A 26643-nucleotide genomic window follows, 5' to 3' on the forward strand; every position below is an offset into this window, starting at 1 on the left:
TTTTTCGCGCAGGGCATCTTTTAGCCCATTGGCCCGATGCAATCCAGTGGTGGCGGCAGATTATGCCTCATCAGCCGGGTTTGAAGGTCGCAGGTTGTTTTTCAACGGAATGTGCACGGGAGCACCCACTACATGAATGTACGACTTCACTATCGCTCGAGCCTGCAAGTCGCAGCCCTGATGCTGCTGACCACCCTGCTGGCGGGTTGCGGCATCAACAACATTCCGACCCTCGACGAACAGGCCAAGGCTGCCTGGGGCCAGGTGCAGAACCAGTACCAGCGCCGCGCCGACCTGATCCCCAACCTGGTGGAAACCGTCAAGGGCTACGCCAAGCATGAAGAAGACACCCTGACCGCCGTGATTGAAGCCCGGGCCAAGGCAACGTCGATCCAGGTCGATGCCAAAACGCTGGATAACCCGGAAAAACTCAAGCAATTCCAGCAAGCCCAGGATCAACTGACCGGTGCCCTGAGCCGTTTGATGGTGGTGTCCGAACGCTACCCCGACCTCAAGGCCAACCAGAACTTCCTGGCCCTGCAATCGCAACTTGAAGGCACCGAAAACCGCATCGCCGTGGCGCGTCGCGACTTCATCCTCGCCGTGCAGAAGTACAACACCGAAATCCGCACCTTCCCCGGTCGCCTGTGGCACAGCGTGATGTACAGCGATTTGCCGATCCGCGAAACCTTTGAAGCCACCAGCCCGGACGCCGACAAAGCGCCACAAGTTAAATTCTGATGGGCGGCGTACAGCGCGTGCTGCGAGGCACGCTGCTGTCGCTGTGGCTGGTAACCAGTTGCGCCGTGATGGCGCAGCAACAGGCTCCAACACCCACGGACGGGTTAGTGTTGCGTCAAGCGCAGCCCGTTTCGCAGGTCGAGCCAGCACCGGCCACTGCAACGGCAGCATCCCTGGAAAGTCTGTTTCCCAAGCTCACCGGGCGAGTCGTCGACACCGCGGGACTCTTGACGCCTTCGGCGGTGGTTTACCTTCAGCAAATGCTTGAGCGGCTGGAACAGGCCACGACCGATCAAGTGGTGGTAGTCACGGTCCCGAGCCTGGGGGGCTACAGCATCGAAGAGTTCGGCGTGCAACTGGGCCGGCATTGGGGCATCGGGCAGAAGGACAAAAACAATGGCGTCCTGCTGCTGGTGGCGCGCGATGACCGTAAGGTGCGGATTGAAGTAGGGTACGGGCTTGAGGCGCAGATCAATGACATGTGGGCCGGCTTTATCATCAATGAATCGATCGTTCCCTATTTCAAGGATGATCTGTACTCCTCAGGGATCATTGCCGGGACTACCTCGATCGTAAGGATGCTTGGGTCAGCCAATTTGCCGAGGGTGGTCAGTCGTTCCGTGGAAAGGAGCTGGCTGGATTCGATTGACTGGATTTGGTGGGTAAAGCTCGTGTTCTTTGGTGTCTTCCTGGGGATTCCCATCGTGGGGTTCCTCCGGTCGTGGCAAGAAGAGGAATACTTCCCGTCCGAGTCTGACAAATACGTGCCAGCCAAAGATGACAGCCCGCCGCGACGGGAACCGAAGGCTGATCAGGAGTCGAGTTGGAGTTGGAGCAGCAGCTCCAGCAGCTCTGACGATTCCAGCAGCAGTTCGAGTTCTGATTCGGACTCGGACCGTTTCTCGGGCGGCGGTGGCAGCTTTGGCGGTGGCGGGGCTTCCGGCAGTTGGTAGTGCGCCGGGTGAATCATTAAGGAAGAGGTGCTGATGGGAATCTTCAAATCCGGCCTGGTGCTGTTGCTCTGGGTTGTTGCGGTCACGGCTCAGGCCGAGTTGAAGTTCCCGCCGCTGACCGGACGGGTAGTGGACAACGCCCAAATGATCGAGCCAGCGGTGCGCGAGCAGTTGACGCAACAGCTCCAGGCCCATGAAACCGCGACCGGTGAGCAATTGGTAGTGGTCACGTTGCCGGACTTGCAGGGCACCGACATCGCCGATTTCGGTTATCAACTCGGGCGCGCCTGGGGCATTGGCCAGAAAGACAAGAACAACGGTGCGCTGCTGATCGTCGCTCGGGATGAGCGCAAGCTTCGGATCGAAGTCGGTTATGGCCTGGAAGATCGCCTGACCGATGCGCAGAGTTCGGTGATCATCAACCAGGTGATCACCCCGGCGTTCAAGACCGGCAATTTCAGCAAGGGCATCAGCGACGGGGTCGCAGCGATGCTGGTGGTGTTGGGCGGCAGTCCGCTGGACGAACCGTCGACTGTCTATGAGCCGCGAGGTGATGAGGACAGCGATTTCGTCTCGCGCCATCCCGGCGTGTTCATCTTTCTGGTGATGTTGTTCATCCTGACTATTTTCATCTGCCAGATGCTCGGTATCCTGCCGACCGGCCGAGGCGGCTCCGGTGGTTCAAGCGGCGGTTTCGGCGGTGGAGGGTTTGGCGGCGGCGGTGGAGGCGGCGGGGGCTTCAGCGGCGGCGGGGGCAGTTTCGGGGGCGGCGGTTCGTCGGGCGGCTGGTGATAACAATAATGAAAAGGCATGGGTAAACATGGCATTACTGACTGAACACGAACAACGCAAGGTCGCCGAGGCGATTGCCCGGGTCGAGCGCGAAACCGATGCCGAACTGGTCACCGTGCTCGCGGCCCGCGCCGACGACTACGCGTACATTCCGTTGCTGTGGGCCAGTTTGCTGGCGCTGGTGGTGCCGGGTGTCGTGCATTACCTGAGCGGCGTGCTGACCATGCACAGCCTGTTGCTGGTGCAGTGGGCCAGTTTTATCGTGCTGTGCCTGGTGTTCCGCATTCCCCAAGTCACCACCCACCTGATCCCGCGCCGGGTTCGCCACTGGCGTGCCTCAAACCTGGCGCGCCGGCAGTTTCTGGAGCAGAACCTGCACCACACCGTGGGCAGCACCGGGATGCTGATCTTTGTCTGCGAAGCCGAGCGCTACGTGGAGATTCTTGTGGACGAAGGGATTTCCAGACGGCTGGATAACAAGAGCTGGGATGCGATTGTCGCGGCGTTCACCCAGCAGGTGAAGCAGGGCCAGACGTTGCAGGGGTTTGTGACGTGTATCGAAGCGTGCGGCGAATTGCTCAAGGTGCATGTGCCGGTGACGCAGGTGAGGAACGAATTGCCGAATCGGTTGGTGGTATTGGGTTAGGGGCGGGTTTTTCGTTCGGCTTTAGAACCACCCCTCACCCCAGCCCTCTCCCCAGAGGGGAGAGGGAGCCGACCGAGTTGTTCTTTCGAGCTACATCGACCTGAAAAACCGGCGTCGAACTCAGGATTTGAAATACCCCCCTATCCGCTCCCTTTCCCCTCCCCCCTTCTTTGGGAGAGGGGGCCGACCGAGTTGTTCTTTCGAGCTACATCGACCTGAAAAATCGGCGTCGAACTCAGGATTTGAAATACCCCCAATTGGCTCCCTTTCCCCTCTCCCCTTTGGGGAGAGGGTTGGGGTGAGGGGTGGTTTTCAAACCGTTCGGTAAATAACAGCGTGTCCCAAACCCCCATCCCCCCTAAAATACCCGCCATTCCCCGATTCGCACCGCCCGAGGCCGTTTTGCCCATGTCCGTTACCGCCACTCCCGCCAGCCTCGCGCCGGATCACCACGCTCAATTCATCGACCTGCTGCAAACCAGCCTCGACCAGAACGCCTTCATCAAACTGGTGCTGGCCAAGTACGTCGGCGCCGAAGTGGATTTGCAGCGGCTGATCATCAAGCAGCTCACGGTCAAGGATCAGCCTTGCCTGTCCTTCGTCTATCGCTACAAGACCCGCGACATCACCAAGAACTTCCCGCTGGCCGAAGGCGTGGCGACCATCGCCGCAATGCTGCCCGAAGCGTTTAAAAATGCGCATTTGTTGTCCCTGACCGACGAAGCTCAGCTCGAATACAGCAAAAAGGGCAAGAGCTCGCTGTTCAAGAGCAAACCCCAGCAATTGCGTGAAGTGCCGTCCGCTGAGCATAACCGCGAGAAAAACCGCTTCCTCGACCTGAGCCGGCCGTTCCTCGCTGACCTCGGCGTGACCAACAGCAAGCACGAGCTGATCCCGGCGATGTCGCGCAAGTGGAAGCAGATCAACAAGTTCATCGAAGTGTTCAGTCATGCCCTGACCACCTCTCCGCTGGCGCTGGATAAACCGGTGCGCGTGGCGGATTTCGGGTCGGGCAAGGGCTACCTGACGTTCGCGATCCACGACTACCTGCGCAACACCTTGAACGCTGAAGGCGAAGTCACCGGCGTCGAGCTGCGCGAAGAGATGGTCAACCTGTGCAACGCCGCCGCGGTGAAGCTGGAACATCCGGGGCTGGTGTTCAAATGCGGCGACGTACGTAGCGTGGCGCCAAGCGAACTGGACGTGATGATCGCCCTGCATGCTTGCGACATCGCCACCGACTATGCGATCCATACCGGCATTCGTTCCGGCGCGTCGATCATCATGTGCTCGCCGTGCTGCCACAAACAGATCCGCCTGCAAATCCAGAGCCCGGCGCTGCTCAAGCCGATGCTGCAATACGGTTTGCACTTGGGCCAGCAGGCGGAAATGGTCACCGACAGCCTGCGCGCGTTGTTCCTTGAGGCCTGCGGTTACGAGACCAAGGTGTTCGAGTTCATCTCACTGGACCACACCAACAAGAACAAGATGATCCTGGCGGTCAAACGCGCCGAGCCGGTGGACCCGGCGCAGTTGTTGGTGAAGATTCAGGAATTGAAGGACTTCTACCAGATCACCGAACATTGCCTGGAAACGTTGCTGCGGGCTGACGGCTACCTCTGATCACCACACCCCTGTAGGAGCCAGGCTTGCCGGCGAAGGCGATTTCAAAGACGCCTTCGCCGGCAAGCCTGGCTCCTACAGGTTTATGCTGTGGCCACTTGCGCGGGCTTGACCGCCGTCTTGCGGCCCAACATCACCGTCACGATCACTCCGGCCGCAAACAGCCAGGTAATGGGCTCGATGTGTTCGCCGAAGAACAATGCCGAAAACGCAATGGTGAAGAAGATCTGCAGCAACTGAATCTGACTGACCCGCGCAATCCCGCCCATCGCCAACCCGGCGTACCAGGCAAAGAAACCAATGAACTGCGAAAACAGCGAGACGTAACCAAACGCCCACCAGGTCTTGGCCGAAATCTCGCCCTGATGCTGCAACGCCAGGTACGTCACCGGGCCGATCAGCAACGGCGTCGACAGCACCAGCGCCCAGCAGATCACCTGCCAGCCACCCATCTCCTTGGCCAACCGGCCGCCCTCGGCGTAACCCAGGCCACCTACGGCAATCGCCCCGAGCATCAGTAAATCACCGGCCTGAATGCTGCCTGCGCCGCTGATCAGCGCATAACCGAGCACCAACGCACTGCCCAGCGCGGCGCAGGCCCAGAAGGCTTTCGACGGGCGTTCATGGGACAACCACGCGGCGTACAGCGCCACGCACAGCGGTTGCAAACCATTGACCAGTGCACCGTGGGAGGCCGGCAACGTCTGCATCGCCCAAGCTGACAATACCGGAAAGCCGAGGATCACCCCGGCGATCACCAGCGTCAGGCCCTTGACCTGTTTCCAGGTCGGCCACTTCTCCCGTCGCCACAGCAACAACAACGCCGCCGGCACCGCCGCAAACAACGCACGGCCCAGGCCGTTGAGCAGCGGATGGATTTCCTGCACGACGATCCGTGTGAAGGGCAGGGTGAGGCTGAAGATGACGACGCCGAGCAGGCCGAGGGCCATGCCGGTGTTTTCGCGCGAGGACATGAGGGTTAACCAGATTCAGGGTGGCGGGAAGAGTGTTCATCTAGCCATAAACATTGGGTTTGCCGCTGTTACAGCTAGGCGCAGAGTTATCCGTACAGTTTGAGGACGCCTTCGCGAGCAAGCCCGCTCCCACAGTTGACCGAGTCGCCCATGGGAATACGGTCAACTGTGGGAGCGGGCTTGCTCGCGAAGAACGATAACGCCGTAGTAGCTGGTTATTACCCGACCCTGCGGATAAGGACTACCTTGAATACTCCTGCACGCCCACGTATTCCCAGAGGAGTCCTCCCCATGGCTGCCAAGAAAATTCTGATGCTGGTCGGCGATTACGTCGAAGACTACGAAGTGATGGTGCCGTTCCAGGCGCTGCTGATGGTCGGCCACACCGTGCACGCCGTGTGCCCGGACAAGACCGCCGGTCAGACCGTACGCACCGCGATCCATGACTTCGAAGGCGACCAGACCTACAGCGAAAAACCCGGTCACCTGTTTGCCCTGAACTTCGACTTCGCCAAGGTGAACGCTGCCGATTACGACGCGCTGCTGGTACCGGGCGGTCGTGCGCCGGAGTACCTGCGCCTGAACGAAAAAGTCCTGGAGCTGGTACGAGATTTCGACAAGGCCGGCAAGCCGATCGCCGCCGTGTGCCACGGTGCGCAATTGCTCGCTGCGGCCGGCATTCTTGAAGGTCGCGAATGCAGCGCTTACCCGGCCTGTGCCCCGGAAGTTCGCCTCGCTGGCGGTACGTTCATCGATATTCCGGTGACGGAAGGTCACGTTCAAGGCAATCTGGCCACTGCTCCCGCCTGGCCGGCGCACCCGAGCTGGCTCGCCGGTTTCCTCGGCTTGCTGGGCACAAAAATCACGTTGTAACGAGGGACGTTTCCATGTGCGAGCTCTACGTCAAAGCCGATCCGATCCTCTACGAGTCGCGCTCCCGCTCGCTGCGCATCTGCGGGGTGGTCACCACCCTGCGGCTGGAAAATCAGTTCTGGGACATCCTCAGCGAAATCGCCGAAGTCGACGGCATGACCACCAACCAGTTGATCGCCAAGCTGTATGAAGAGGTGATGAACTATCGCGGGGAAGTGGTGAATTTTGCTTCGTTCCTGCGGGTGAGTTGCATGCGGTATTTGAGTCAGCGGCGGGTGACGACTCCGGAGTTGTCGGTGGTGCGCTCGGCGGTGAAGTAGCTCAGACCGAGTCGACCGCTTTCGCGGGCAAGCCTCGCTCCTACAGGGAAATGTATGCCGTTTTAGGAGCGAGGCTCGCCCGCGAAGGGGCCGGCCCAGGCGACAGAAACAGCCGCGTGGTCTTTACTCTTTGGCGCGAACCCTCTCAATTGCCAAGGAGAACGAGCATGTCCGGATGGTACGAAGTCAGCAAAACCAGCAGTGGGCAGTTTCGGTTTGTACTGAAAGCAGCCAACGCCGAAATCATTCTGAACAGCGAGCACTACACCACCCGCGCCGCCGCCGATGGCGGCATAGCCGCGGTGCAGAAAAACAGCCCGATGGATGAACGCTACGAGAAAAAGGCCACCAAGGATGGCCATCCTTACTTCAATCTCAAGGCGGGTAATCACGAGATTATTGGCAGCAGCGAGGCCTATTCCTCGGACGCTGCGCGGGAGAAGGGCATCGCCAGTGTGAAGGCGAACGGGCCGACCACGGTGATCAAGGACAAGACATTGCCGGTGCTTTGAACCCCAACACAAATCCACTGTGGGAGCGGGCTTGCTCGCGAAATCGGTGTGTCAGACAACATTTCTGTCGACTGACACGACGCCTTCGCGAGCAGGCTCGCTCCCACATTGGTTTTATGTATGTATTGAAATCACCGCAGTACTTTCAACAACCCCTGCAACTGACCGCAACCCGCTTCGCTCAACGCAAAAACCGGTAAACGCGGATCACCCACTTCCAACCCGGTCATGCGCAAACCCGCCTTGATCGTCGCCGGCAAACCACCCTTGAGAATGAAGTCCAGCAGCGGCAACTGGCGATAAAACAACGCCCGCGCCTTGCCCAAATCATTGGCCAGCACCGCGTCATACAAATCCAGATTGAGCTGCGGTATCAAGTTCGGCGCCGCTGTGCACCAGCCTTTCGCCCCGGCGGCGAACGCTTCCAGCGCCAGTGGATTGCAGCCGTTGTAAAACGGCACCTGACCCTCGCCGAGCAGTTGCAGTTTGTGCATGCGCTGGATGTCGCCGGTGCTTTCCTTGACCATCGTGACGTTTTCCACGGCGTTGAAAATCCGCAGGATCAACTCCACCGACATGTCCGTGCCGCTGGTGGCCGGGTTGTTGTAGAGCATGATCGGCACGCCGATGCTCTCGCCGATGGCGCGGTAGTGGGCGAGGATTTCCGCTTCGCTGAGTTTCCAGTAGGACGCCGGCAGCACCATCACCACATCGGCGCCATGGGCTTCGGCGAAACGCGCGCGGCGCACCGCTTTGGCGGTGGTCAGGTCGGACACGCTGACGATGGTTGGCACCCGTTTCGCCACATGCTGGATGCTGAATTCGCTGACCTGATCCCATTCCGCGTCGCTCAGGTAAGCGCCTTCACCGGTGCTGCCCAGCGGTGCGATGGCGTGGACGCCGCTGTCGACCAGTCGGTCGATGGAACGCCCGAGCGCGTTTAGATCGACGCCTTCGCCATTGGCGGTGAACGGGGTGATGGTGTAGCCGATGATGCCGTGAATGTTTGGGTTCGACATGCTGTCGCTCCTTTTGAAAATGGGTGGGGTCAGTTCAGGCAATCGGCGTGTTGGCGCAGGTTCTGCCGAGCGTAGTAGTTGAACGCGGCGGCGTGGCGTTTCGGTTTGGAAATCCAGTCATGGGCTTCACGGCCCAGTTCCGGCAGGATCGGTTTGATCGTCCCGGCGCTCATGGCCAGCAACTGCAACTTCGCCGCGCGTTCGATCAGTTGCGCAATCACGCAGGCTTCCTCGATGCTCGCGCCGGTGGACAACTGGCCGTGGTGGGAAAGCAGGATCGCGCGTTTGTCGCCGAGTGCGCCGGCAATGATTTCGCCTTCTTCATTGCCTACTGGCACCCCCGGCCAGGCTTCGAGAAACGCGCAATCTTCGTAGAGTGGGCACAGGTCCATGTGCGAGACCTGCAGCGGCACTTCGAGCATCGACAACGCAGCCACGTGGGTCGGGTGCGTATGAATGATGCAGTTCACGTCCGGCCGGGCGCGGTACACCCAACTGTGGAAACGGTTGGCCGGGTTCGGCATGCCGTGGCCTTCAAGCACTTCCAGGTCTTCATTGACCAGCAGCAGATTGCCAGCGGTGATTTCATCGAAACCCAGGCCCAGTTGCTGGGTGTAATAGGTGCCCGGTTGCGGGCCGCGAGCGGTAATCTGCCCGGCCAGGCCGGAGTCGTGACCGTTCTCAAACAGGATGCGGCAGGTCAGGGCCAGCTTTTGCCGGTCGGTCCACGTATTATCCGCCAGGGTGTTTTGCATCTGGATCAGCGCTTGCTTGACCAGTTGGTCTTTGGGTAGTGCTAAGGTCTTGGCCATATCGGTGTCCTTTGGGTGGTTCAATGGACGTCGGGTTTGCCGTTCACTCGTTGCTTGCAAGGTCGTGGGTGAATGCAAATGACACTAAAGAGGCTATATGACACTTTGTGTCATTGGCAAGGACAAATCGTTGACTCCTTGATGGATTAATCGCTGCACATGTCTATCCGTTTGAAATTACTCAGAAAAAAACTTGGCGTAACGCTGGAGGCCCTGGCCGAAAAGTCCGGCATGACCAAGAGTTATCTGTCGAAAGTCGAGCGTGGGCTGAATACCCCGTCGATCGCGGCTGCGCTGAAACTGGCCAAGGCGCTTAACGTGAAGGTCGAGGAGTTGTTCTCCGAAGACAGCATCAGCCTCGACAGCTACAGCCTGGTGCGCAGCGACGAACGCCAGTCCCTGGCCGCCAACGACCACAGCCCCGGTTACGCGGTGCTGGCCCATCAGGTCAGTGAACGCAGCTTGCTGCCGTTCATCATCTACCCGCCGAGCGAATTCACCGACAAGACCTTCAAGGAACACCTGGGGGAAGAGTTTCTGTTCGTCCACGAAGGGCAGGTGGAAGTGGACTTCATGAACGAGCGGGTGCTGCTCAACCGTGGGGATGCACTGCACTTCAATGCGCAGAAGCCGCATCGGATACGGTCAGTGGGAGAGGTTCAGGCGCAGTTATTGGTGGTGGTGCATAGCTCGGAAGAATGATGAGCGCTTTTGTGGCGAGGGGGCTTGCCCCCGTTCGGCTGCGAAGCAGTAGTAAAACCTGCTGGCATGTTGTATCTGAAGGACCGTAGGGGGCCGCTTCGCGACCCAACGGGGGCAAGCCCCCTCGCCACAAGTTTGGTGTTTGCTTCAGACTTCTACCGGCACGGTCAATTTCGAGCTACCGAGTGCATGAGTCTTGGAATCAAAAAACCTTAACTCAACCCCCGTCCCCTCAAACACCTTCGCGTAATGCCGCTTCTGATGCTGAATGAACGCCTTGCTGCGCGGATAAATCGACACCGCCACCACCTTCGGTTTCGCCTGGCGCAACGCATGGATGATGTGGCTGTCCTGCTCGCCCAGCGCATGCCCAAAAATGCACAACCCATCCCCATGCCCCAATAACTGGTCATAGCAGAACGACAAATAATCCGAGCTGCGAATGGTCTTGAGCTTGTCTTGGGCCGGCCCTTCATTGACGAACAGCGGCACGTCGTCCAGGGTTTTGATCGTGTTGTTGATGGCGAAACTGCCGAGCAACGTGCCCTCGGTCGACATCAATTTCCGAGCTGTGCCGTCCTGATTACGCACCAGGTGCAGGCCGCCGTGCAGGTACAACAAGCGTGGCTTGTCGGTCGCGCTGGCGCTCAAGTCGAAGCTCGGTTCGCTGCCGTGGAACAGATCAGTCACCACATCAGGTGAGTGCTGGATCGCCCAGTTGCCGAGCAAGTCGTAGTTGGTGGTGAACACCGTCCGATAGTTGGCCAGTTCCCGGTTGATCGTCGCCAAAGTCGATGGCACGACCAACCGCCACGGGATATGCACCGCGTGCACGGTGTTGATCAGCGCTTCTTTGATCGCGTAGTAGCGATTGCGCGGCGCGGCGGAGCTGACGGCCAGGGCTTTGTTGACGCGGCTGGTGATTTTCAGCGCGCTGAGGACCTGCTCGAAACTGCGGGTTTGCATCGCATCGAACACGCTCAGCTCGGATTGGCTCAGGGGCTTTTCTTCGACGGTGCGGGCGTTTTCGAACAGCGAGTCGTAGCCAAAGTCGTCCCACACCGCGCGGCTGGCGCCGTTGCCCAGCAGCAGGCCGCTGAACGAAGCAGTGGTGCGCAAGGCGTTCCAGTCTTCAAGTTGGGCATCAACATCCTGGAAATCGGTCATTGCGTTGGTCGTCTCAAAAAGCGAAAGGTCTGATGGGCGGCGACTTTATCACGACCGGGGGTTGAGCCAGATCAACATGCGCCGTGACTGATCGGTCGATCCTGTGCTCATCCGCTGAATCGGAGCTATCGATTCGGCACCCCGCCAGGAGATTCGCTCATGAGCAGCACGTTTTTCATCCCCGCCGTGAACATCATGGGCACCGGTTGCCTCGACGAAGCGATGGAGGCCATTCGCAAGTACGGCTTTCGCAAGGCGCTGATCGTCACCGACGCCGGGCTGGCCAAGGCCGGCGTGGCGGCGATGATTGCTGAGAAACTGGCGATGCAGGACATCGACTCGGTGATCTTCGACGGCGCCAAGCCCAACCCGAGTATCGCCAACGTCGAGCGCGGCCTGGGCCTGCTCAAGGAAAGTCGCTGTGATTTCGTGGTGTCGCTGGGCGGCGGTTCGCCCCACGACTGTGCCAAAGGCATCGCCCTGTGCGCGACCAACGGCGGGCAGATCCGCGACTACGAAGGCGTCGATCAATCGGAGAAGCCGCAACTGCCGCTGATCGCCATCAACACCACCGCCGGCACCGCCAGCGAGATGACCCGCTTCTGCATCATCACCGACGAATCGCGTCACGTGAAAATGGCCATCGTCGACCGCAACGTCACACCGTTGCTGTCGGTCAACGACCCGGCGCTGATGGTCGCCATGCCCAAGAGCCTGACCGCCGCCACCGGCATGGACGCACTGACCCACGCCATCGAAGCCTACGTTTCTACCGCTGCCAACCCGATCACCGACGCCTGCGCGTTGAAAGCCATCACCCTGATCAGCAACAACCTGCGCCTGGCCGTGCGTGACGGCAGCGACATGGCCGCGCGGGAAAACATGGCGTATGCACAGTTCCTCGCCGGCATGGCGTTCAACAACGCGTCGCTGGGGTACGTGCACGCGATGGCCCACCAGTTGGGCGGTTTCTACGACTTGCCCCACGGTGTGTGCAACGCGGTGCTGCTGCCTCATGTGCAGAGCTTCAACGCGCTGGTGTGCGCCGATCGCCTGACCGACGTGGCCAACGCCATGGGTGCCGACATTCGCGGCTTTAGCCCGGAAGAGGGCGCGCAAGCGGCCATCACGGCGATCCGCAGCCTGGCCAAGGACGTGGAAATTCCCGGTGGTTTGCGCGACCTCGGCGCCAAGCTCAACGACATTCCGATCCTTGCCACCAACGCCCTGAAAGACGCCTGTGGCCTGACCAACCCGCGAGCGGCGGATCAGCGGCAGATCGAAGAGATTTTTCGTAGCGCGTTCTAGGCGGTTTTGCGACCCGGCGCGAGCTTCACGCAGAGCATCGCGCCCAGGGCCAGCAAGGTGCACAACAACGACAACGGCCACGCCTGCGGACTGGCAATCAGGCTGGCGATACCGCCGATGACGGCGGCCATCAGTTGATGAATGAAACCGCTCAACGCCATCGCATAGGCGCCACCGACCGGTGAGCCATCGTTGGCCAGCGACAGGCTGATCGGATAGTTCAACGACTGGCCGAGCACTGCAAAGCAGTAGGGCAGCCAGAACAGCAACGCCACCGATGTCCCCGCCAGACTCCCCAGCAGCATCACCCCGCTGCCGGCCAACACCAACCCCACGCCCAGCGTCATCAGCCAATGCTGACCGGTGCGCAGCACGAAGCGATTCACGCCCAGCGCTCCGAGAAAATACGCCGCACTGATCGGCCAACCCAATAGGCCGTACTCCACGGCCGACCAATTGAACGGCCCTTGCAGAATCAACGGTGCCGCAGTGTTGAACGCGATGATCACCCCGTAACCGAGGCCGCCGGCGAGGGCCGGCAGCAGGAAAGATCGGTGACGCAAAATGCGCCCGTAACTCGGCCAGGCAGATGACTGAGCATTCTCTTCAGTCAGCACCGGGAACGTGACCCGCGCCACGATCACTCCCATCACCAGACTCACACTTCCCAGCAGGTAAAAGATCGCCGGCCAACCCAGCGCCACCTGAATGATCGACCCCAGGTACTGGCCGATCCCCAACGCCACCACGAAGGAAATCGAAATCCAGGACAAGGCCTTGGCCAGCAAGTCACCGCGAAAACTGTCGCGGATCAACACCCTGGCCATCACCGAAATCCCGCTGGCGCCAATGCCCTGCACCAATCGAAAAAACAGGAACGATTCCAGCGTCTGGCCCAAAGGCAGGGCCAGGTTGCCCAATCCATAAATGCCGAGCGCCGCCAGTAACACCGGTTTACGCCCAATGCGCTGGCCAAGACTGCCCCAGAACAGCATCGGCAACGCCATGCCGATCAGGTACACCGCCAGCCCCCAAGACACCTGTGAAGCGTCGGCGGACAGATGCCGGGCAATCTCTGGCAGCGCCGGCAAGTAAATGCTCATGCCCAGTTGCGCGAGAAAAACCGTGCTGCAGGTGACGAGGAGGGTGGTGGTGCTCTTCATGGAATCTTCCTTGGGATTCAGCTGCTGACGTCCTGGCCGTGAGTGCGCAAAAGCTCGGTGATGAGGTCACAAAAATGGCGAATCAACGCGGCGTCCATGTCGGCACGCAGCGTGATCCTGATGGCCGCCTGACCCTGCGCGACCACCGGGAAAAACACCGCAGAAGTGAAGAACCCGAGATTGGCCAATTCGGTTGCCACGCTGTTGGCCAGCGCCGCTGCACCGCAGCGGATCAAGCGAATCGCCATGTTGCTGCCGTGCTGTTCGGTTCGAATCAGGCTGTCAAAGAGCTGGATATTAACCTGAAGTTTTTCCTGCAACGCGGTGAATTCCAGGGTGCGGTGCAGCTTGATCGAGGCCCGGCCTGCACCGATGGCTGCACTGTTGAGGCTCTGCGACCAATTGCTCGGGCCGCCGTAACGCTGAATCAGCTTGCGCTGCCGTTCATTGCCGAACATCACCAGGCCACCGCTGGCACCGAACGACTTGGCCAGTGACGCGACGATCAGGCAGTCATCTTCAAGGGCTTGCAACCTGGGACGTACAAGGCCAGCACCGAGCATTCCGACGGCGGAGAGGGCGTGGGAATCGTCCAGGTAGAGAAACAGCCCATAGCGATCCTTCAGGTACAAAAGACTCTTCAGGTCTGCCACCCCGCCCATGCTGTAAGCGCCGTCGGCGACATAGGCGACGGTCGAGTGTTGCTGACACTGTTTTTCCAGGAAGTCCATGTCGTTATGCGGACACGTCACGACCCTGGTTTCGTCTGCGCATGCAGCTTTGAGGTGATTCATCGAGTAGTGCGCCAACCGGTCGAACACCATCACCGGTGGCCGGTTTTCGGTAAACACGCCGCTGGCCAGCAACGGCAGGATCCCGGCACTCGCCGCGCTGCACGACAAGGTGCTCAGGCAACGAGCGCCGAACAAGGCCGACAGTTCGGTTTCGTAGCGCTCGAGGATGGCCAGTTTGCAGCGGTTTTTCGAGTTGGCGACACGCAGGGTCCCGGTTTCCCACAACGCGTTCATGGCGCCTTTGAGCAGGTCGGGATGGTGATCCAGGCCCAGGTAAGAGGTGGTGCAGAAGTGATGAAATGCGCGTCCGTATTGGTCAACCATACGGTTGGCGCTCCGGATATCGACATTGAGCCCGGCGACTTTCCCGGCTTCGGCGGTTTCCCAGTCGTGATCGGCCAGTGAGATCAGTTTTCGATAGTTGGTGAAGGTGTTTGCCGTGTGCGCTGTCTGGTCCATGTGAGGGTGCCTTTCCTTGGGTGGTGTAGCGTCCGTGGTGTTTCCAGACTTTACAGAGTGCTACGGGGTCATTGAATCAGCCAATTCCGGCAGGGTTGAGTGTTACAAGAGATTTATGTGTAGGACGATGGCGTGTGAGGTTGTGGGCCAAAACCGGGCTATCCTGCCGACTCAGCCGAACCCAAGCCATCGAGCCCCCCATGCTGCAAAAAAGCCTGATCCGCCGTCTCGACCTGATCACTCTCCAGCTGTTCGTCGCCGTCCACGAAGAGGGCACGCTGACCCGTGCTGCCACCCGTGAAGCGATTGCGGTGTCGGCGGCGAGCAAGCGTTTGATGGAGCTGGAGGAGGCGTTCGGCATCAGCCTGTTCGTGCGCCAGGCCAAGGGCATGACTCTGACGCCGGCCGGTGAAACGCTGCTGCACCATGCCCGGCAGATGCTGTTCAACGTCGAGAAAATGGGCCTGGAACTGGGCGAGCACAGTCATGGGATTCGCGGTTATGTGCGGATGCTGGCTAATCTGTCGGCGATCATTCAGTTTCTGCCGGAAGACCTGCGGGACTTTTCCGAGCGACATCCCCAAGTGAAGACTGACCTTGAAGAACGGCCCAGCAGCGGGGTAATTCAAGGGGTGCTCGATGGTGTGGCGGATCTCGGGATTTGCTCCAGTGACAGCGACGTCAAAGGTCTGCACAGCGTGCTCTATCGCCAAGACAAACTGGTGGTGTTGATGCCGGCGGATCATCCCTTGGCCAACCGTGAGACCCTGGCGTTTGCCGACACGCTGGATAGCGACTACGTTGGCCTGCATGCCGCCAGCTCGATCAACATGCGTACCCACGCGGCGGCGCGCAAGGCAGGCAAAGTGCTGCGGTTGCGGATTCATGTGCCGGGGTTTGATGCGATGTGCCGGATGGTCCAGGCCAACATGGGCATCGGGATTTTGCCGCAGAAAGCCTATGAGTTGTTTGGGCGGGCGCTGGGGTTGCACGCGGTGCCGTTGACGGATGACTGGTCGGATCGGGCGTTGATTCTGGTGGTGCGCGATGAGGCGGGGTTGTCGCCGGTGAGTCGGATGTTGTTTGAGCAGTTGCGTGGGGCTGCCTGACAAATTTGTATTGAATGGGCTGGCCTCTTCGCGAGCAAGCCCGCTCCCACATTAGATCTCCAGTGAACATAAATTTTGTGTACGCAAGAGATCCCCCTGTGGGAGCGGGCTTGCTCGCGAAGGCGGACTTAAGGTGACGACAATTGATCAGAGCGTTCGCGTTTCACGAACGCCCGTTGCCAACTGAAGGTTGGATTCCCCACCCCCCGGTCCTCTAGCCTTGGCCACATATTCCAAGAATAAGAGGTACCCGCGATGACTGCCCCCTTGAGTGCAATCAAAGTAATCGAGATCGGCACGCTGATTGCCGCGCCGTTTGCCGCGCGCATGCTCGCCGAGTTCGGCGCCGAGGTGATCAAGATCGAAGCCATGGGCCAGGGCGATCCCCTGCGCAAATGGCGCAAGCTGCACGAGGGCACCTCGCTGTGGTGGTACCTGCAATCGCGCAACAAGAAGTCCTTGGCCCTCAATCTGAAATCCCCTGAAGGCATCGAACTGGTCAAGCAACTGGCGACCAGCGCCGACGTGCTGATCGAAAACCTGCGCCCCGGTGCCCTGGAAAAACTCGGCCTGGGCTGGGATGTGCTGCATGCCCTCAACCCTAATCTGACCCTGGTGCGAATCTCCGGCTACGGCCAGACCGGCCCGTACCGCGATCGTCCGGGTTTCGGCGCCATCGGCGAGGCCATGGGCGGGATTCGCTACACCACCGGCACCCCCGGTTCACCGCCGGCCCGGGTCGGCGTCAGCCTCGGCGATTCCCTGGCGTCGTTGCACGCGGTGATCGGCGCGCTGATGTCGTTGCTGCGGGTCAAGACCGGGCAGGGCGGCGGGCAAGTGGTCGATGTGTCCCTGGCCGAAAGCGTGTTCAACGTGATGGAAAGTCTGGTGCCGGAATACGACATGCAGGGCCATATCCGCGAACGCAGTGGCGGCGCGCTGCCGGGCATTGCGCCGTCCAACACTTACCTCACGGCCGATGGCGCTTATGTAGTGATCGCCGGCAACAGCGACCCCATCTACAAGCGCCTGATGAATGTGATCGGTCGCAGCGATCTGGCCGACGCGCCGGAATTCGCCCACAACGACGGGCGCGCCTTGAAAAGCAATGTGCTCGACGCGGCCATCACTCATTGGACCAGCAGCCTGCCAATCAACGACGTGCTGTCAGCGCTGGAAGCCGCCGAAGTCCCGGCTGGGCGCATCTATTCCGTGGCCGACATCGTCGCCGATCCGCACTATCAGGCGCGGGGCATGTTGCTCAACGCCGAACTGCCCGGCGGCGCCACGGTGAAGATGCCGGGCATCGTGCCCAAACTCTCCGAAACCCCCGGCGGCGTGAACTGGTCCGGGCCGCAACTGGGTCAGCACACCGACGGCATCCTGGCCGGGCTGGGCCTGACGGGTGCTGACATCGAACGGCTGAAAGCCGAAGGGGTGGTGCAATGATCACTGACTTTTCCGAGACGTTGATCGTTCAGGAAGTCTCACCGCGTGACGGCTTGCAGATCGAGCCGACCTGGGTGGAAACCGCCGACAAGATTGCGCTGATCGATCAACTGTCGCTGGCCGGGTTCAGCCGTATCGAGGCCGGTTCGTTCGTCTCGCCAAAAGCCATTCCGGCGTTGCGTGACGGTGAGCTGGTGTTCAAGGGCATCACCCGCCAACCCAACGTCATCTATGTCGCGCTGATCCCCAACCTCAAAGGCGCGCAACGTGCGCTGGCGACACGGGCTGATGAGCTGAACCTGGTGATGTCCGCCAGCCAGACGCACAACCTGGCCAACATGCGCATGCGTTGTGAAGACTCGTTGGCGGCGTTCGGTGAGATCGTGCACTACGTCGGCGGCACGCAGGTGCGACTCAACGGCAGCATCGCCACCACATTCGGTTGCCCGTTCGAAGGCAAGATCGATGAGGACCGCGTACTGCAAATAGTCGAGGCCTATCAGGAACTCGGTATTCAAGGCATCACCCTGGCCGACACCACTGGCATGGCCAATCCACGACAGGTGGATCGACTGGTGCGGCGGGTGTTGCAGCGTGTTGCGCCGGCGGACCTGACCCTGCATTTCCACAACACCCGTGGCCTCGGTTTGTGCAACGTCCTCGCCGCCTACGAGGCCGGCGCCCGACGCTTCGACGCGGCACTCGGCGGACTTGGCGGTTGCCCGTTTGCCCCGGGTGCCTCGGGCAATATCTGCACTGAAGACCTGGTCAACCTGTGCGAAGAAGTCGGCATTCACACCGGCATCGATTTGCCGTTGCTGCTGAAACTGTCCCGAGGCTTGCCGGCGCTGCTGGGCCACGAAGTGCCCGGTCAACTGGCCAAGGCCGGACGCAATTGCGACCTGCATCCGACCCCATCCTAAGCACACCGAATACCCCCCTGTAGGAGCGAGGCTTGCCCGCGAAGGCGTCATATCAGTCGCCATCAACATTGCCTGACACACCGCCTTCGCGGGCAAGCCCGCTCCCACAGTAAAAAGCATTCCAAAGCACCTCAACCAGACAACAAAAACAATCGGACACCCACGGGAAGTCCGCCTGGAGAAACACCATGAGCCTTAATGTTCTGGAGGCGGGCGCGAGCCCGTCCGTTAGCCACGATGTTGAAAAAGCCCTGGTCAGCAAAGTCGCCTGGCGCCTGATGCCGCTGATCATGGTCTGCTACCTGTTCGCGTTTTTCGACCGCATCAACATCAGCTTCGCCAAGTTCCAGCTACAGACCGACCTGAGCCTGAGCGACACCGCTTACGGCCTCGGCGCCGGGCTGTTCGTGGTCGGTTACGTGCTGTTCGAAGTGCCGAGCAACATGATGCTGTACAAGGTCGGCGCCCGGCGCTGGATCGCCCGGATCATGATGTCCTGGGGCGTCGCCACCGCCGCCATGGTCTTCGTCAACAGCGAATGGCAGTTCTACGCCCTGCGCTTTGTGATCGGCGCGATGGAGGCCGGTTTCGCGCCAGGCGTCCTGTATTACCTGACGCTGTGGTTCCCGCAGCACTATCGCGGGCGCATCACTTCGATGCTGTTTCTGTCCTCGGCATTTGCCGGTCTGGTCGGCGCGCCGTTCTCCGGTCTGGTGCTGCAACACCTCGACGGCGTGATGGACATGCGCGGCTGGCACTGGCTGTTCCTGCTCGGCGGCGTGCCCTGCATCGTTCTCGGTTTTCTGGTGCTGAAGTTGCTCAAGGACCGCATCGAAGACGCCCATTGGCTGACGCCTTCGGAGAAGACGTTGCTGGCCAGTCGCATTGCCCATCATGAGCCACACAAGGGTGGCGGTTCGCTGCTCGCGGCGTTGAAGATTCCAGGGTTCCTGACCTTGGGGCTGATCTACTTCCTGATTCAGGTTGCGTCCTACGGCTTGAATTTCTGGGCCCCGCAATTGATTCGCAGCGCCGGCACCGAGAGCCCGGTGATGATTGGTTTGCTGACGGCGATCCCTTACATCTGCGGCGCGATCAGTATGGTGGTGATTGGGCGGTTGTCGGACTCGACCGGCGAGCGACGCAAGTTTGTCGCCGGCCTGGTGACGCTGGGCGCGGTCGGATTCTTCTGCGCCGGGATCTTCGCCAACCACACGACCTTCCTGATCGTCGCGCTGGGCTTGCTCGGTGCCGGGATTATTGCCTGCATCCCAAGCTTCTGGACCCTGCCGCCAAAACTGTTGGCCGGTGCTGGCGCCGGTGCGGCGGGCGGGATCGCGGTGATCAACACCCTCGGGCAATTTGGCGGCATCGTCAGCCCGGTGATGGTCGGGCGGATCAAGGACCTGACCGGCAGCACCACCCCGGCGCTGTACGTCATCGGTGTCGCCGCGTTGATTGCTGCTGCGCTGCTGTTGTGGGGGTTGCCGCAGAAACTGCGCACGCTCGACAAGTTTTAAAAGATCGCAGCCTTCGGCAGCTCCTGCAGGGACCACGCATCCCCGTAGACGCTGCCAGAGGCTGCGATCTTTTGTTTTTCAAGAAGTCGCTATCAACGCCTTACCCGACGGTCCGCTGAACTGAATCAACACCACCCCTGCCACCAGCAACACCGCGCCAAACACCCGGGGCAAGGTCAACTGCCGCTCCACCAACCCGAACAACCCGAAATGGTCGAGCACCATCGAGGCAATCACCTGACCGGTCAGCGCCAGCACCACAAACCCCGACGCCCCAAGCTTGGGCAGCAACATCACCGCCAACGCCACAAAGCACACGCCGAACACGCCGCCGAACCACATCCACAGCGGTGCCTTGCTGACAAACACCAGGGACGGCAGCGGCAAACGCAGGGCGAGAATAATCGGCAGCAGCACCAGCAAACTCACCAGCAGCGAGGCCAGCGTCGCCCATAGCGGATGCCCGAGGCCGCGACTCAGGTTGGCGTTGATCGCACTCTGAAACGGCACCACCGCCCCGGCAATCACCGCCAGCAACAACAGACCGGCCCACTGCAACGTACTCATGATCATGTCTCCAACAGGTTTTGCTGGACTGTAGGGTATTCGTCGCGCAGATTTAAATTCCGTTTTGCTATCCGGAACATGCATCAGATGAATGATCTTCGGCGCATCGACCTCAACCTGTTGGTCATCCTCGACGCCTTGCTCAGCGAGCAACACGTGACCCGTGCCGCCGAGCGTTTACACCTGAGTCAACCGGCGGTCAGCCACGCCTTGGGGCGCTTGCGCGATTTGCTCGGTGATCCATTGCTGGTACGCGCTGGCGCCAGTCTGGTGCCGACCCCGCGTGCGCTGGAATTAATGGCGCCATTGGCCGAAGCCCTGGCCCAGGTGCAATCGCTGCTGGCGCCCAACACCTTCGACCCCGCCACCGCCAAGCGCACCTTTCGCCTTGCGATGTCCGACTATGGTGCCGCCATCGTCCTGCCGGGGCTGATCCGCACGTTGCGTCGGGAAGCGCCGGGCATCGATCTACAAATCAGCCACGCCAGCCGCGAAGGCATGCTCGATGGCGTGCTCAACAGCGATATTGATGTGGCGGCGGGCGTGTTTCCCGAATTGCCCAACGAACTGCGCAGCACGCCGCTGTTCGACGAGCACTACGCCTGCCTCGTCGACCGCCACAGCCTGCCCGCCGACGGTACGCTCGACCTGCCCACCTACCTGGCCCGCCCCCACGTCCTGTTGGAAATGCGTGGCAGCGGCACCCCGGAAATCGAACGGGCGCTAACAGCCCTGCGCGAACGCCGCCGCGTGGCCATCAGCCTGCCGCACTGGAGCGTGGCACCGGAGTTTATTAGCGGCACGGATTTGATCCTGACCGTGGCTTCCCGTGGGTTGCGCGGGATTGATGAACCGTCGCTGATTGTCGTTGCGCCGCCGTTTCATATTCCGTCGTTCAGCTTTGTGTTGGTCTGGCATAAACGGCGAGGAGGGGACCAGGCGTTGAATTGGTTGAATGGGCGGATTGAGCAGGGAATAAAACCAGCCGCTGATTAATTTCAGGAAACACACGCCCTGTAGCAGCTGGCGAAGCCTGCGTTCGGCTGCGCAGCAGTCGTAAAACCTGTTCGCGCGGTCTTCCTGAAACACCGCGCTGGCTGATTTCACGACTGCTGCGCAGCCGAACGCAGGCTTCGCCAGCTGCTACAGGGCGCGTTACGGTTTTGTCGTAACAATTGGTTGAACGGACGCTTCTTGCCGAGGATAGTGCGCGGCTGAATTCGTCTGATATTTTTTGAAACACACAAGGAACAGGGAATGACATTGAAGTCTGGATGGATGGGTTGTGTGGCGCTGTGCGGGTTGGTGATGACGGCGCAGGCGTTTGCTGAGTGTGAGAAACCAACGTTGTATGGCGATTTCGGTCATTCGACGTGCAAAGACTGGCCGGCATATCCGGGGCTGACGATTACGGCGATGTCGCAGTTTGAATCGGGATTTTCGGCAAGCGGCTCCGGGCCTGAGGGTAAATATGATCTGGATCTTGCCGTTGTGTCGGCTGGCGCTTCGACACCGTTGGCGACGTATCACAAGTCATCGGCTTTTCAGTCGGACGCCAGTGTCTTTGAAGACCTGCAACTCGATACCGCACGCTACAAACTCACGCCTGACTTGCGAGCCTTCGGCGTGCGCGCCACGTTCAAAGGCTCGTCACGCCTCTATCCATCGGATGAAACAGTGCTCACGCTGTACGTCAAAGAGGGCAACACGCTGCGGCCGGTGATGGATCGACTCATCACCTATCAGTACGGAGGTGAATGGGATGGCGATTGCGCCGGTGCACGTTTTGAAATCACCCGGACGCTGGAAATCGGCAAAACCAGTTCACATGGCTTCGCGGACCTGATCGTCAAAACGGTGTCCATGGACACGGTTGGGAAGGGCGAGGGCGAGGCGTGTGAATCCAACTCTGTGACCGCCAAACCGATGCAGACAACGCTTCGCTATGACGGCAAAAACTACGTGCTGCCAGGCGACTTCAAGCGCAGTGAGTGACGATGCATCTATCAGGGAGGAACAAGATGACCACACAGAAACTGCTGAGCTCACTCGCCATGCTTGGCTTGATAAGTGCTACCAGTCAGGCACAAGCAGGTTGCGAAGAAGCCCCCTTCGGCACGCTATCGTTCACCATTTGCAAAGTCTGGCCGGCGTATGACGACCAGACCATTGTCGCCACGTCGACGTTCAAACCGGATTCCGTAGATGGCAACAACGACGGCGGAAACGTCGACCTGGAGTTATCGGTTATTCATTCAGCCAGTTCGAAACCCCTGGCCACTTACCGTAAGAAAGACGCCTATTCTTCGGACGCCGTGGCGTATGAAGGGCTGGCCATTGATACGGCGCGGTACAAACTGACGCAGGATGATCGTGCATTTGGTATTCGATCGAAATTTGAACACAGCTCAAGCGTGAGTCCGTATCACAAAACCGAACTGGCCCTTTATCTCAAGGAGGGCGAAGCATTGCGCCCCGTGCTGGAAGGGCTGGTCATTGCCACAGGCCGGGGCGAGTGGGACGGCAACTGCGCGGGACAGGGCGAGCGAACACAAAGAACCGTCGATATCGGCAAAACAGTGCACAACGGCTTTGCAGATCTTGTGGTCAGTTCCACGGTGACGGTGACCGAAAACTTCGTCCTCGGCGAAAAGTGCCAAGGCAAGTCCAAGGCGTTGAAAACAACCCACGTCACCTTGAGCTACGACGGTAAACAATACGTCGTGCCAGAAGCCCTCAAAGGTTAATCACCCTATGCTGACCGGCCTCAACCACCTGACCCTCGCCGTCACCGACCTCAACCGCAGCGTGGCGTTCTATCAAAACCTGCTGCAACTTCGTCTCGAAGCAAGTTGGGACACCGGCGCTTACCTCTCGCTACCGGGCCTGTGGTTGTGCCTTTCCCTCGACCCACTGCGCAACGCCGAACCCGCCGCCGACTACACCCATTACGCCTTCACCCTCAGCGCTGCGGATTTCCTGCCGTTCGTCGAACGCCTGCGATCTGCCGGTGTAAAAGAATGGCGCGATAACCGTAGCGAAGGAGCCTCGTTCTACTTCCTCGACCCGGATGGCCACAAGCTAGAAGTCCACGTCGGTGATCTTGCCTCTCGGTTAAACGCTTGTCGGCAAAAGCCCTACGCAGGCATGAAGTTCTTCGACGATCTGTAAGTCGACGTCCAGGGACCTGAGATAGACTTGCGACCAATCGCCCCAAACAGGACTTCCCCATGACCCCATCGCTGCTAATGGCCGTTCTCGCCTCCGGCTTCATTTATGGCATCACCCCAGGACCTGGCGTGTTGGCGGTGTTCGGGATTGGCGCGGCTCGCGGTCGGCGCGCGGGGGCGGGGTTCCTGTGCGGGCATTTGCTCGGGGACGTGGTCTGGTGCAGCACGGCTCTGATCGCGATTGTCGGTGCCCGGGAAATTGGCAGCACCGCGTTCGATGTGTTGGGCGTGCTCAGCGGGCTCTATCTGTTCTGGCTCGGTCTGCGGGCGATTCGGGCTCGTCGCAGCAGCGCCGATGCACCGCAAGGGCCGGCGCGGCAGCCGTTCTGGCACGGCATTCTGTTTGGTCTGACCAACCCGAAAGCCTACCCGGTGGCGGTGGCGACATTCACCGCGCTGCTGTCCAGCCGTGCCGAGCTGCTCCATTGGTCGATGTTGCCGTGGCTGATTGCCCTGAGCTTCGTGGGCGGATTGCTGGCGTACGCTATTCTCATTGGCATTGTCGGTGCGCGGCGAGTGCGCACCTTGTATCAACGCCATGAACTGTTGATCACGCGGCTGTGCGGGGTGATGTTCATCGGCTTCGCGATCAACGCCCTGGCGCATGCGCTGCCGGGTTTGGTGTCGAACAAGGCTTGAGTCTGATCGCAGGGAGGCGTCAGTCACACAGTCAGCGCTCAGGCGTTGATCGGTCAGGGACGGTTTTTTATCGCTGCATTGCCCGGACATGCGCCCTGCACCATGACCACCCGAAATTCCGCGCCTTTGGCGAGCTACATCGACCTGTTGCTGGATGCCGTTTGTGCGGTGGATAAACAAGGTCGCTTTGTATTTGTCAGCGCGGCTTGCGAGCGCGTTTTCGGTTACACGCCGGATGAATTGATCGGCCAGCCGATGATCGACCTGGTGCACCCCGGCGACCGCCAGCGCACCCTCGATGCCGCTCGGGAAATCATGGGCGGCGAACCCAAGCTCAACTTCGAAAACCGCTACCTGCGCAAGGACGGCCGGGTGGTGCACATCCTCTGGTCGGCGCGTTGGTCGGAAGTCGATCAACTGCGCATCGCCGTCGCCCGGGACATCACTGAACGCAAGCAGGCAGAGTCGCGACAAGCGGCTTTGTATGCGATTTCCGAAGCAGCCCATGCGGCGGAGGATTTGCTGGCGCTGTTCAAGCGCATTCACACGATCATCGGAGAATGGCTGCCGGCGTTGAATTTTTCCGTCGCGCTGTACGACGAACACTGCGCGCAACTGAACTTCCCTTATCACGTCGATGACCTTGAACATCAGCCAGAGCTGCCCGGTACGGTCACTGGACGCTTGTGCACCGAGGTCATTCGCAGTGGGCAGCCGATCCTGCTGACCCCGGACCAGAGCGAGCTACCCGAGGGTTTCGAAGTGCTGGTGGCGGGGCAGGATTCACCCTGCTGGCTCGGCGTGCCGCTGAATTCGCAAAACGGCACCATCGGCGCGCTGATCGTCAAAAGCGTGGCCGGCGGCGAGCGCTACACCGAGCAGGACAAAGAACTGCTGCAATACGTTTGCGCCCAAGTGGCCACAGCCATCGAGCGCAAGCAATTGCATGCTCGGCTGCAACGCATGGCCCAGTACGATCAACTGACCCAACTGCCCAACCGCGAGTTGTTGCGTGATCGGCTCAAGGCGTCGCTGGCGCTGGCCCGTTCGGAGGGCGGACGAATGGCGTTGCTGTACGTCGATCTCGACCGCTTCAAAGAGGTCAACGACACCCACGGCCATGCCGTCGGCGACATGCTGCTGCAAGCGGTGGCCAATCGCATCAAGGGCTGTGTGCGAGACACCGACACGGTGGCGCGCATCGGTGGCGATGAGTTTGTGGTGCTGCTGCACAGCATTCAAGCCGCAGAAGACGCCGACAGTGTCGTCGGAAAAATCCGTCAGGTGCTGGTGCAGCCGTTGCGTCTGGATGGCCACAGCCTGAACATCGAACCGAGCATCGGCGCGGCGCTCTACCCTGAGCACGGCACGGAAGAACAACAGTTGTTCCGCTATGCCGATGAGGCCATGTACGCCGTCAAACGCCTTCGGCATCGGCGGCTTGAAGTCTGAACGTTCGCTGCCGTTCGTCGCAGCATCCCCAGTTTTTCTAAACCTTTGGCTCAATGGGAATTCTGATCCTATGCGGGCGTTTGCTCGCCGCGATCAACACCAAGAGGATGAGAATCATGCCTACTTCAAGAAACTCTAACTCGGGAAACTTCGCCAACGATCGAACGAAGGCGTCTGAAGCCGGTCGCAAAGGTGGGAAAACTACCACCACGACTGTCGAGAAAGACCCTGCGAAAACCGATATGGGCCGCAAAGGTGGTCAGAAATCTCGTTAGTGGCGACGGTAGTTTTGATTGAGAGACGGGGGCGCAAGCTCCCGTTTGAATTTTATTTCGAGGAGGGCGCGACCATGAGCCGGATGGCCACCCGTTTACGCAATGCCAGTTTTGCCACGTTGCTGGGCCTGTTTGCCAGCAGCGCCTTGGCCCAGTCGCCTGCCGACTTCATCAACGATGCGTCCGCCAAAGGCATGGCCGACATCGAAGCCAGTCGCCTGGCACACCTGAAAACCGAATCCAAAGAGGTCAAGGACTACACCGTCGTTGTCATCAACGACCTGACCACCGCCAATCAGCATCTGGCGAAAATTGCCAAGAAGCTCGATTTGCCGGTCGCCCCCCGGGAAGAAGTGATCGATAAGTCCAAAACGATGATCCCCGAAGTGAAGGATGGCCCGACCTTCGACCAGGCTTACGCCGCCAGTCAGGTGAAAACCACCCAGGAGGCCATCGCGCAGATTCAGCAAGAAGCGCAGACCACCGACGTCCCTGAAATCAAAGCGTTTGCCGAAGAAACCTTGCCCAAACTGCAAAACCATCTGCAGATGGCCAAGGCACTGCAAGCCAGCCGCTAACCCTTATGCTGCGCGGGTGACCGAAGTCACCCGCAATAGGCGA

General features: G+C 60.0%; 29 protein-coding genes. 22 read left to right on the top strand and 7 right to left on the bottom strand.

What is annotated here, in order from left to right:
- Positions 1-132: 132 nt before the first annotated feature.
- The 5 genes from ACWIKB_RS08735 to ACWIKB_RS08755 all read left to right on the top strand — a co-directional run bounded on the left by ACWIKB_RS08735 (position 133) and on the right by ACWIKB_RS08755 (position 4755).
- Complete coding sequence (locus ACWIKB_RS08735; RefSeq protein WP_475266215.1) at positions 133-741, top strand: LemA family protein; 609 nt, start codon at positions 133-135, stop codon at positions 739-741.
- Positions 741-1694: a TPM domain-containing protein gene (locus ACWIKB_RS08740; RefSeq protein ID WP_475266216.1), complete on the top strand. Its 954-nt coding sequence runs from the start codon at positions 741-743 to the stop codon at positions 1692-1694. Before ACWIKB_RS08735 ends, ACWIKB_RS08740 begins: the two co-directional genes overlap by 1 nt.
- A 33-nt stretch (positions 1695-1727) precedes the next feature.
- Positions 1728-2486 carry a TPM domain-containing protein gene (locus ACWIKB_RS08745; RefSeq protein ID WP_475266217.1) on the top strand — a complete coding sequence of 253 codons (759 nt, stop codon included), beginning with the start codon at positions 1728-1730 and terminating at the stop codon, positions 2484-2486.
- Positions 2487-2514: 28 nt separating this feature from the next.
- The gene (locus ACWIKB_RS08750) at positions 2515-3132 is read left to right on the top strand and encodes a TPM domain-containing protein (protein ID WP_475266218.1); all 618 of its coding nucleotides are present in this window, start codon (positions 2515-2517) and stop codon (positions 3130-3132) included.
- A gap of 408 nt (positions 3133-3540) precedes the next feature.
- Complete coding sequence (locus ACWIKB_RS08755; RefSeq protein WP_475266219.1) at positions 3541-4755, top strand: class I SAM-dependent methyltransferase; 1215 nt, start codon at positions 3541-3543, stop codon at positions 4753-4755.
- Between the two features lie 83 nt (positions 4756-4838).
- Here the strand turns inward: ACWIKB_RS08755 and ACWIKB_RS08760 are convergent, their stop codons facing one another.
- Positions 4839-5729 (bottom strand): DMT family transporter, encoded by an 891-nt coding sequence (locus ACWIKB_RS08760; RefSeq protein WP_163908887.1) that lies wholly within the window; start codon positions 5727-5729, stop codon positions 4839-4841.
- A 291-nt stretch (positions 5730-6020) separates the two neighbouring features.
- Here ACWIKB_RS08760 and ACWIKB_RS08765 point away from each other — a divergent pair, with 291 nt between their 5' ends.
- The 3 genes from ACWIKB_RS08765 (at position 6021) to ACWIKB_RS08775 (ending at position 7434) form a co-directional block, all read left to right on the top strand.
- The gene (locus tag ACWIKB_RS08765) at positions 6021-6602 is read left to right on the top strand and encodes a DJ-1/PfpI family protein (RefSeq protein ID WP_034151484.1); all 582 of its coding nucleotides are present in this window, start codon (positions 6021-6023) and stop codon (positions 6600-6602) included.
- A gap of 14 nt (positions 6603-6616) precedes the next feature.
- Complete coding sequence (locus ACWIKB_RS08770; RefSeq protein WP_475266220.1) at positions 6617-6922, top strand: ribbon-helix-helix domain-containing protein; 306 nt, start codon at positions 6617-6619, stop codon at positions 6920-6922.
- Positions 6923-7089: 167 nt separating this feature from the next.
- Positions 7090-7434: a YegP family protein gene (locus ACWIKB_RS08775; protein ID WP_475266221.1), complete on the top strand. Its 345-nt coding sequence runs from the start codon at positions 7090-7092 to the stop codon at positions 7432-7434.
- Positions 7435-7565: 131 nt separating this feature from the next.
- On the opposite strand, the gene ACWIKB_RS08780 is transcribed toward ACWIKB_RS08775, so the two are convergent.
- A complete protein-coding gene (locus tag ACWIKB_RS08780) occupies positions 7566-8453 on the bottom strand; it encodes a dihydrodipicolinate synthase family protein (RefSeq protein WP_475266222.1) in 888 nt (295 codons plus the stop codon).
- A gap of 29 nt (positions 8454-8482) precedes the next feature.
- On the bottom strand, positions 8483-9265 hold the full coding sequence (locus tag ACWIKB_RS08785) for an aldolase (RefSeq protein WP_054615903.1): 783 nt from the start codon (positions 9263-9265) through the stop codon (positions 8483-8485).
- A 159-nt stretch (positions 9266-9424) separates the two neighbouring features.
- Here ACWIKB_RS08785 and ACWIKB_RS08790 point away from each other — a divergent pair, with 159 nt between their 5' ends.
- Positions 9425-9967, top strand: a complete 543-nt coding sequence (locus ACWIKB_RS08790; protein WP_475266223.1) for a helix-turn-helix domain-containing protein — start codon at positions 9425-9427, stop codon at positions 9965-9967.
- A 147-nt stretch (positions 9968-10114) separates the two neighbouring features.
- On the opposite strand, the gene ACWIKB_RS08795 is transcribed toward ACWIKB_RS08790, so the two are convergent.
- Complete coding sequence (locus tag ACWIKB_RS08795) at positions 10115-11134, bottom strand: DUF4917 family protein (protein ID WP_475266224.1); 1020 nt, start codon at positions 11132-11134, stop codon at positions 10115-10117.
- 159 nt (positions 11135-11293) lie between these two features.
- On the opposite strand from ACWIKB_RS08795, the gene yiaY reads away from it, so the two are divergent.
- Entirely contained in the window at positions 11294-12442 is a 1149-nt protein-coding gene (yiaY, locus tag ACWIKB_RS08800; RefSeq protein WP_475266225.1) for an L-threonine dehydrogenase, read from the top strand.
- On the opposite strand, the gene ACWIKB_RS08805 is transcribed toward yiaY, so the two are convergent.
- Both ACWIKB_RS08805 and ACWIKB_RS08810 read right to left on the bottom strand, forming a co-directional pair.
- Positions 12439-13605 carry a multidrug effflux MFS transporter gene (locus tag ACWIKB_RS08805; RefSeq protein WP_475266226.1) on the bottom strand — a complete coding sequence of 389 codons (1167 nt, stop codon included), beginning with the start codon at positions 13603-13605 and terminating at the stop codon, positions 12439-12441. The two genes, yiaY and ACWIKB_RS08805, sit on opposite strands and share 4 nt — an antisense overlap.
- Before the next feature lie 17 nt (positions 13606-13622).
- A complete protein-coding gene (locus ACWIKB_RS08810; protein WP_475266227.1) occupies positions 13623-14858 on the bottom strand; it encodes an aminotransferase class I/II-fold pyridoxal phosphate-dependent enzyme in 1236 nt (411 codons plus the stop codon).
- A 200-nt stretch (positions 14859-15058) separates the two neighbouring features.
- Here ACWIKB_RS08810 and ACWIKB_RS08815 point away from each other — a divergent pair, with 200 nt between their 5' ends.
- The 4 genes from ACWIKB_RS08815 (at position 15059) to ACWIKB_RS08830 (ending at position 19859) form a co-directional block, all read left to right on the top strand.
- The gene (locus tag ACWIKB_RS08815) at positions 15059-15967 is read left to right on the top strand and encodes a LysR family transcriptional regulator (RefSeq protein ID WP_475266228.1); all 909 of its coding nucleotides are present in this window, start codon (positions 15059-15061) and stop codon (positions 15965-15967) included.
- Between the two features lie 255 nt (positions 15968-16222).
- Positions 16223-17416 carry a CaiB/BaiF CoA transferase family protein gene (locus ACWIKB_RS08820; protein WP_475266229.1) on the top strand — a complete coding sequence of 398 codons (1194 nt, stop codon included), beginning with the start codon at positions 16223-16225 and terminating at the stop codon, positions 17414-17416.
- On the top strand, positions 17413-18339 hold the full coding sequence (locus ACWIKB_RS08825; RefSeq protein WP_475266230.1) for a hydroxymethylglutaryl-CoA lyase: 927 nt from the start codon (positions 17413-17415) through the stop codon (positions 18337-18339). The genes ACWIKB_RS08820 and ACWIKB_RS08825 overlap by 4 nt, the downstream gene beginning before the upstream one ends.
- 188 nt (positions 18340-18527) lie before the next feature.
- Positions 18528-19859: an MFS transporter gene (locus ACWIKB_RS08830; protein ID WP_475266231.1), complete on the top strand. Its 1332-nt coding sequence runs from the start codon at positions 18528-18530 to the stop codon at positions 19857-19859.
- 78 nt (positions 19860-19937) lie between these two features.
- Here the strand turns inward: ACWIKB_RS08830 and ACWIKB_RS08835 are convergent, their stop codons facing one another.
- On the bottom strand, positions 19938-20426 hold the full coding sequence (locus tag ACWIKB_RS08835; protein WP_475266232.1) for a DMT family transporter: 489 nt from the start codon (positions 20424-20426) through the stop codon (positions 19938-19940).
- A 78-nt stretch (positions 20427-20504) separates the two neighbouring features.
- On the opposite strand from ACWIKB_RS08835, the gene ACWIKB_RS08840 reads away from it, so the two are divergent.
- From ACWIKB_RS08840 to ACWIKB_RS08875, 8 genes are all read left to right on the top strand, one after another.
- Positions 20505-21422, top strand: coding sequence for a LysR substrate-binding domain-containing protein (locus ACWIKB_RS08840; RefSeq protein WP_475266233.1), 918 nt, complete (start codon positions 20505-20507; stop codon positions 21420-21422).
- A 261-nt stretch (positions 21423-21683) separates the two neighbouring features.
- Positions 21684-22421: a PA3715 family protein gene (locus ACWIKB_RS08845; RefSeq protein WP_475266234.1), complete on the top strand. Its 738-nt coding sequence runs from the start codon at positions 21684-21686 to the stop codon at positions 22419-22421.
- A 26-nt stretch (positions 22422-22447) separates the two neighbouring features.
- Entirely contained in the window at positions 22448-23173 is a 726-nt protein-coding gene (locus ACWIKB_RS08850; RefSeq protein WP_475266235.1) for a PA3715 family protein, read from the top strand.
- A 7-nt stretch (positions 23174-23180) separates the two neighbouring features.
- A complete protein-coding gene (fos, locus tag ACWIKB_RS08855) occupies positions 23181-23597 on the top strand; it encodes a fosfomycin resistance glutathione transferase (protein ID WP_475266236.1) in 417 nt (138 codons plus the stop codon).
- A gap of 59 nt (positions 23598-23656) precedes the next feature.
- Positions 23657-24295, top strand: coding sequence for a LysE family translocator (locus ACWIKB_RS08860; RefSeq protein ID WP_475266237.1), 639 nt, complete (start codon positions 23657-23659; stop codon positions 24293-24295).
- Positions 24296-24397: 102 nt separating this feature from the next.
- Entirely contained in the window at positions 24398-25747 is a 1350-nt protein-coding gene (locus tag ACWIKB_RS08865) for a sensor domain-containing protein (RefSeq protein ID WP_475266238.1), read from the top strand.
- 116 nt (positions 25748-25863) lie between these two features.
- Positions 25864-26022: a KGG domain-containing protein gene (locus tag ACWIKB_RS08870; RefSeq protein ID WP_082356627.1), complete on the top strand. Its 159-nt coding sequence runs from the start codon at positions 25864-25866 to the stop codon at positions 26020-26022.
- Positions 26023-26096: 74 nt separating this feature from the next.
- Entirely contained in the window at positions 26097-26600 is a 504-nt protein-coding gene (locus tag ACWIKB_RS08875; RefSeq protein ID WP_475266239.1) for a DUF4142 domain-containing protein, read from the top strand.
- Positions 26601-26643: the final 43 nt, after the last annotated feature.

The sequence above is a fragment of the Pseudomonas sp. 5Vm1k genome (genome assembly GCF_056161485.1).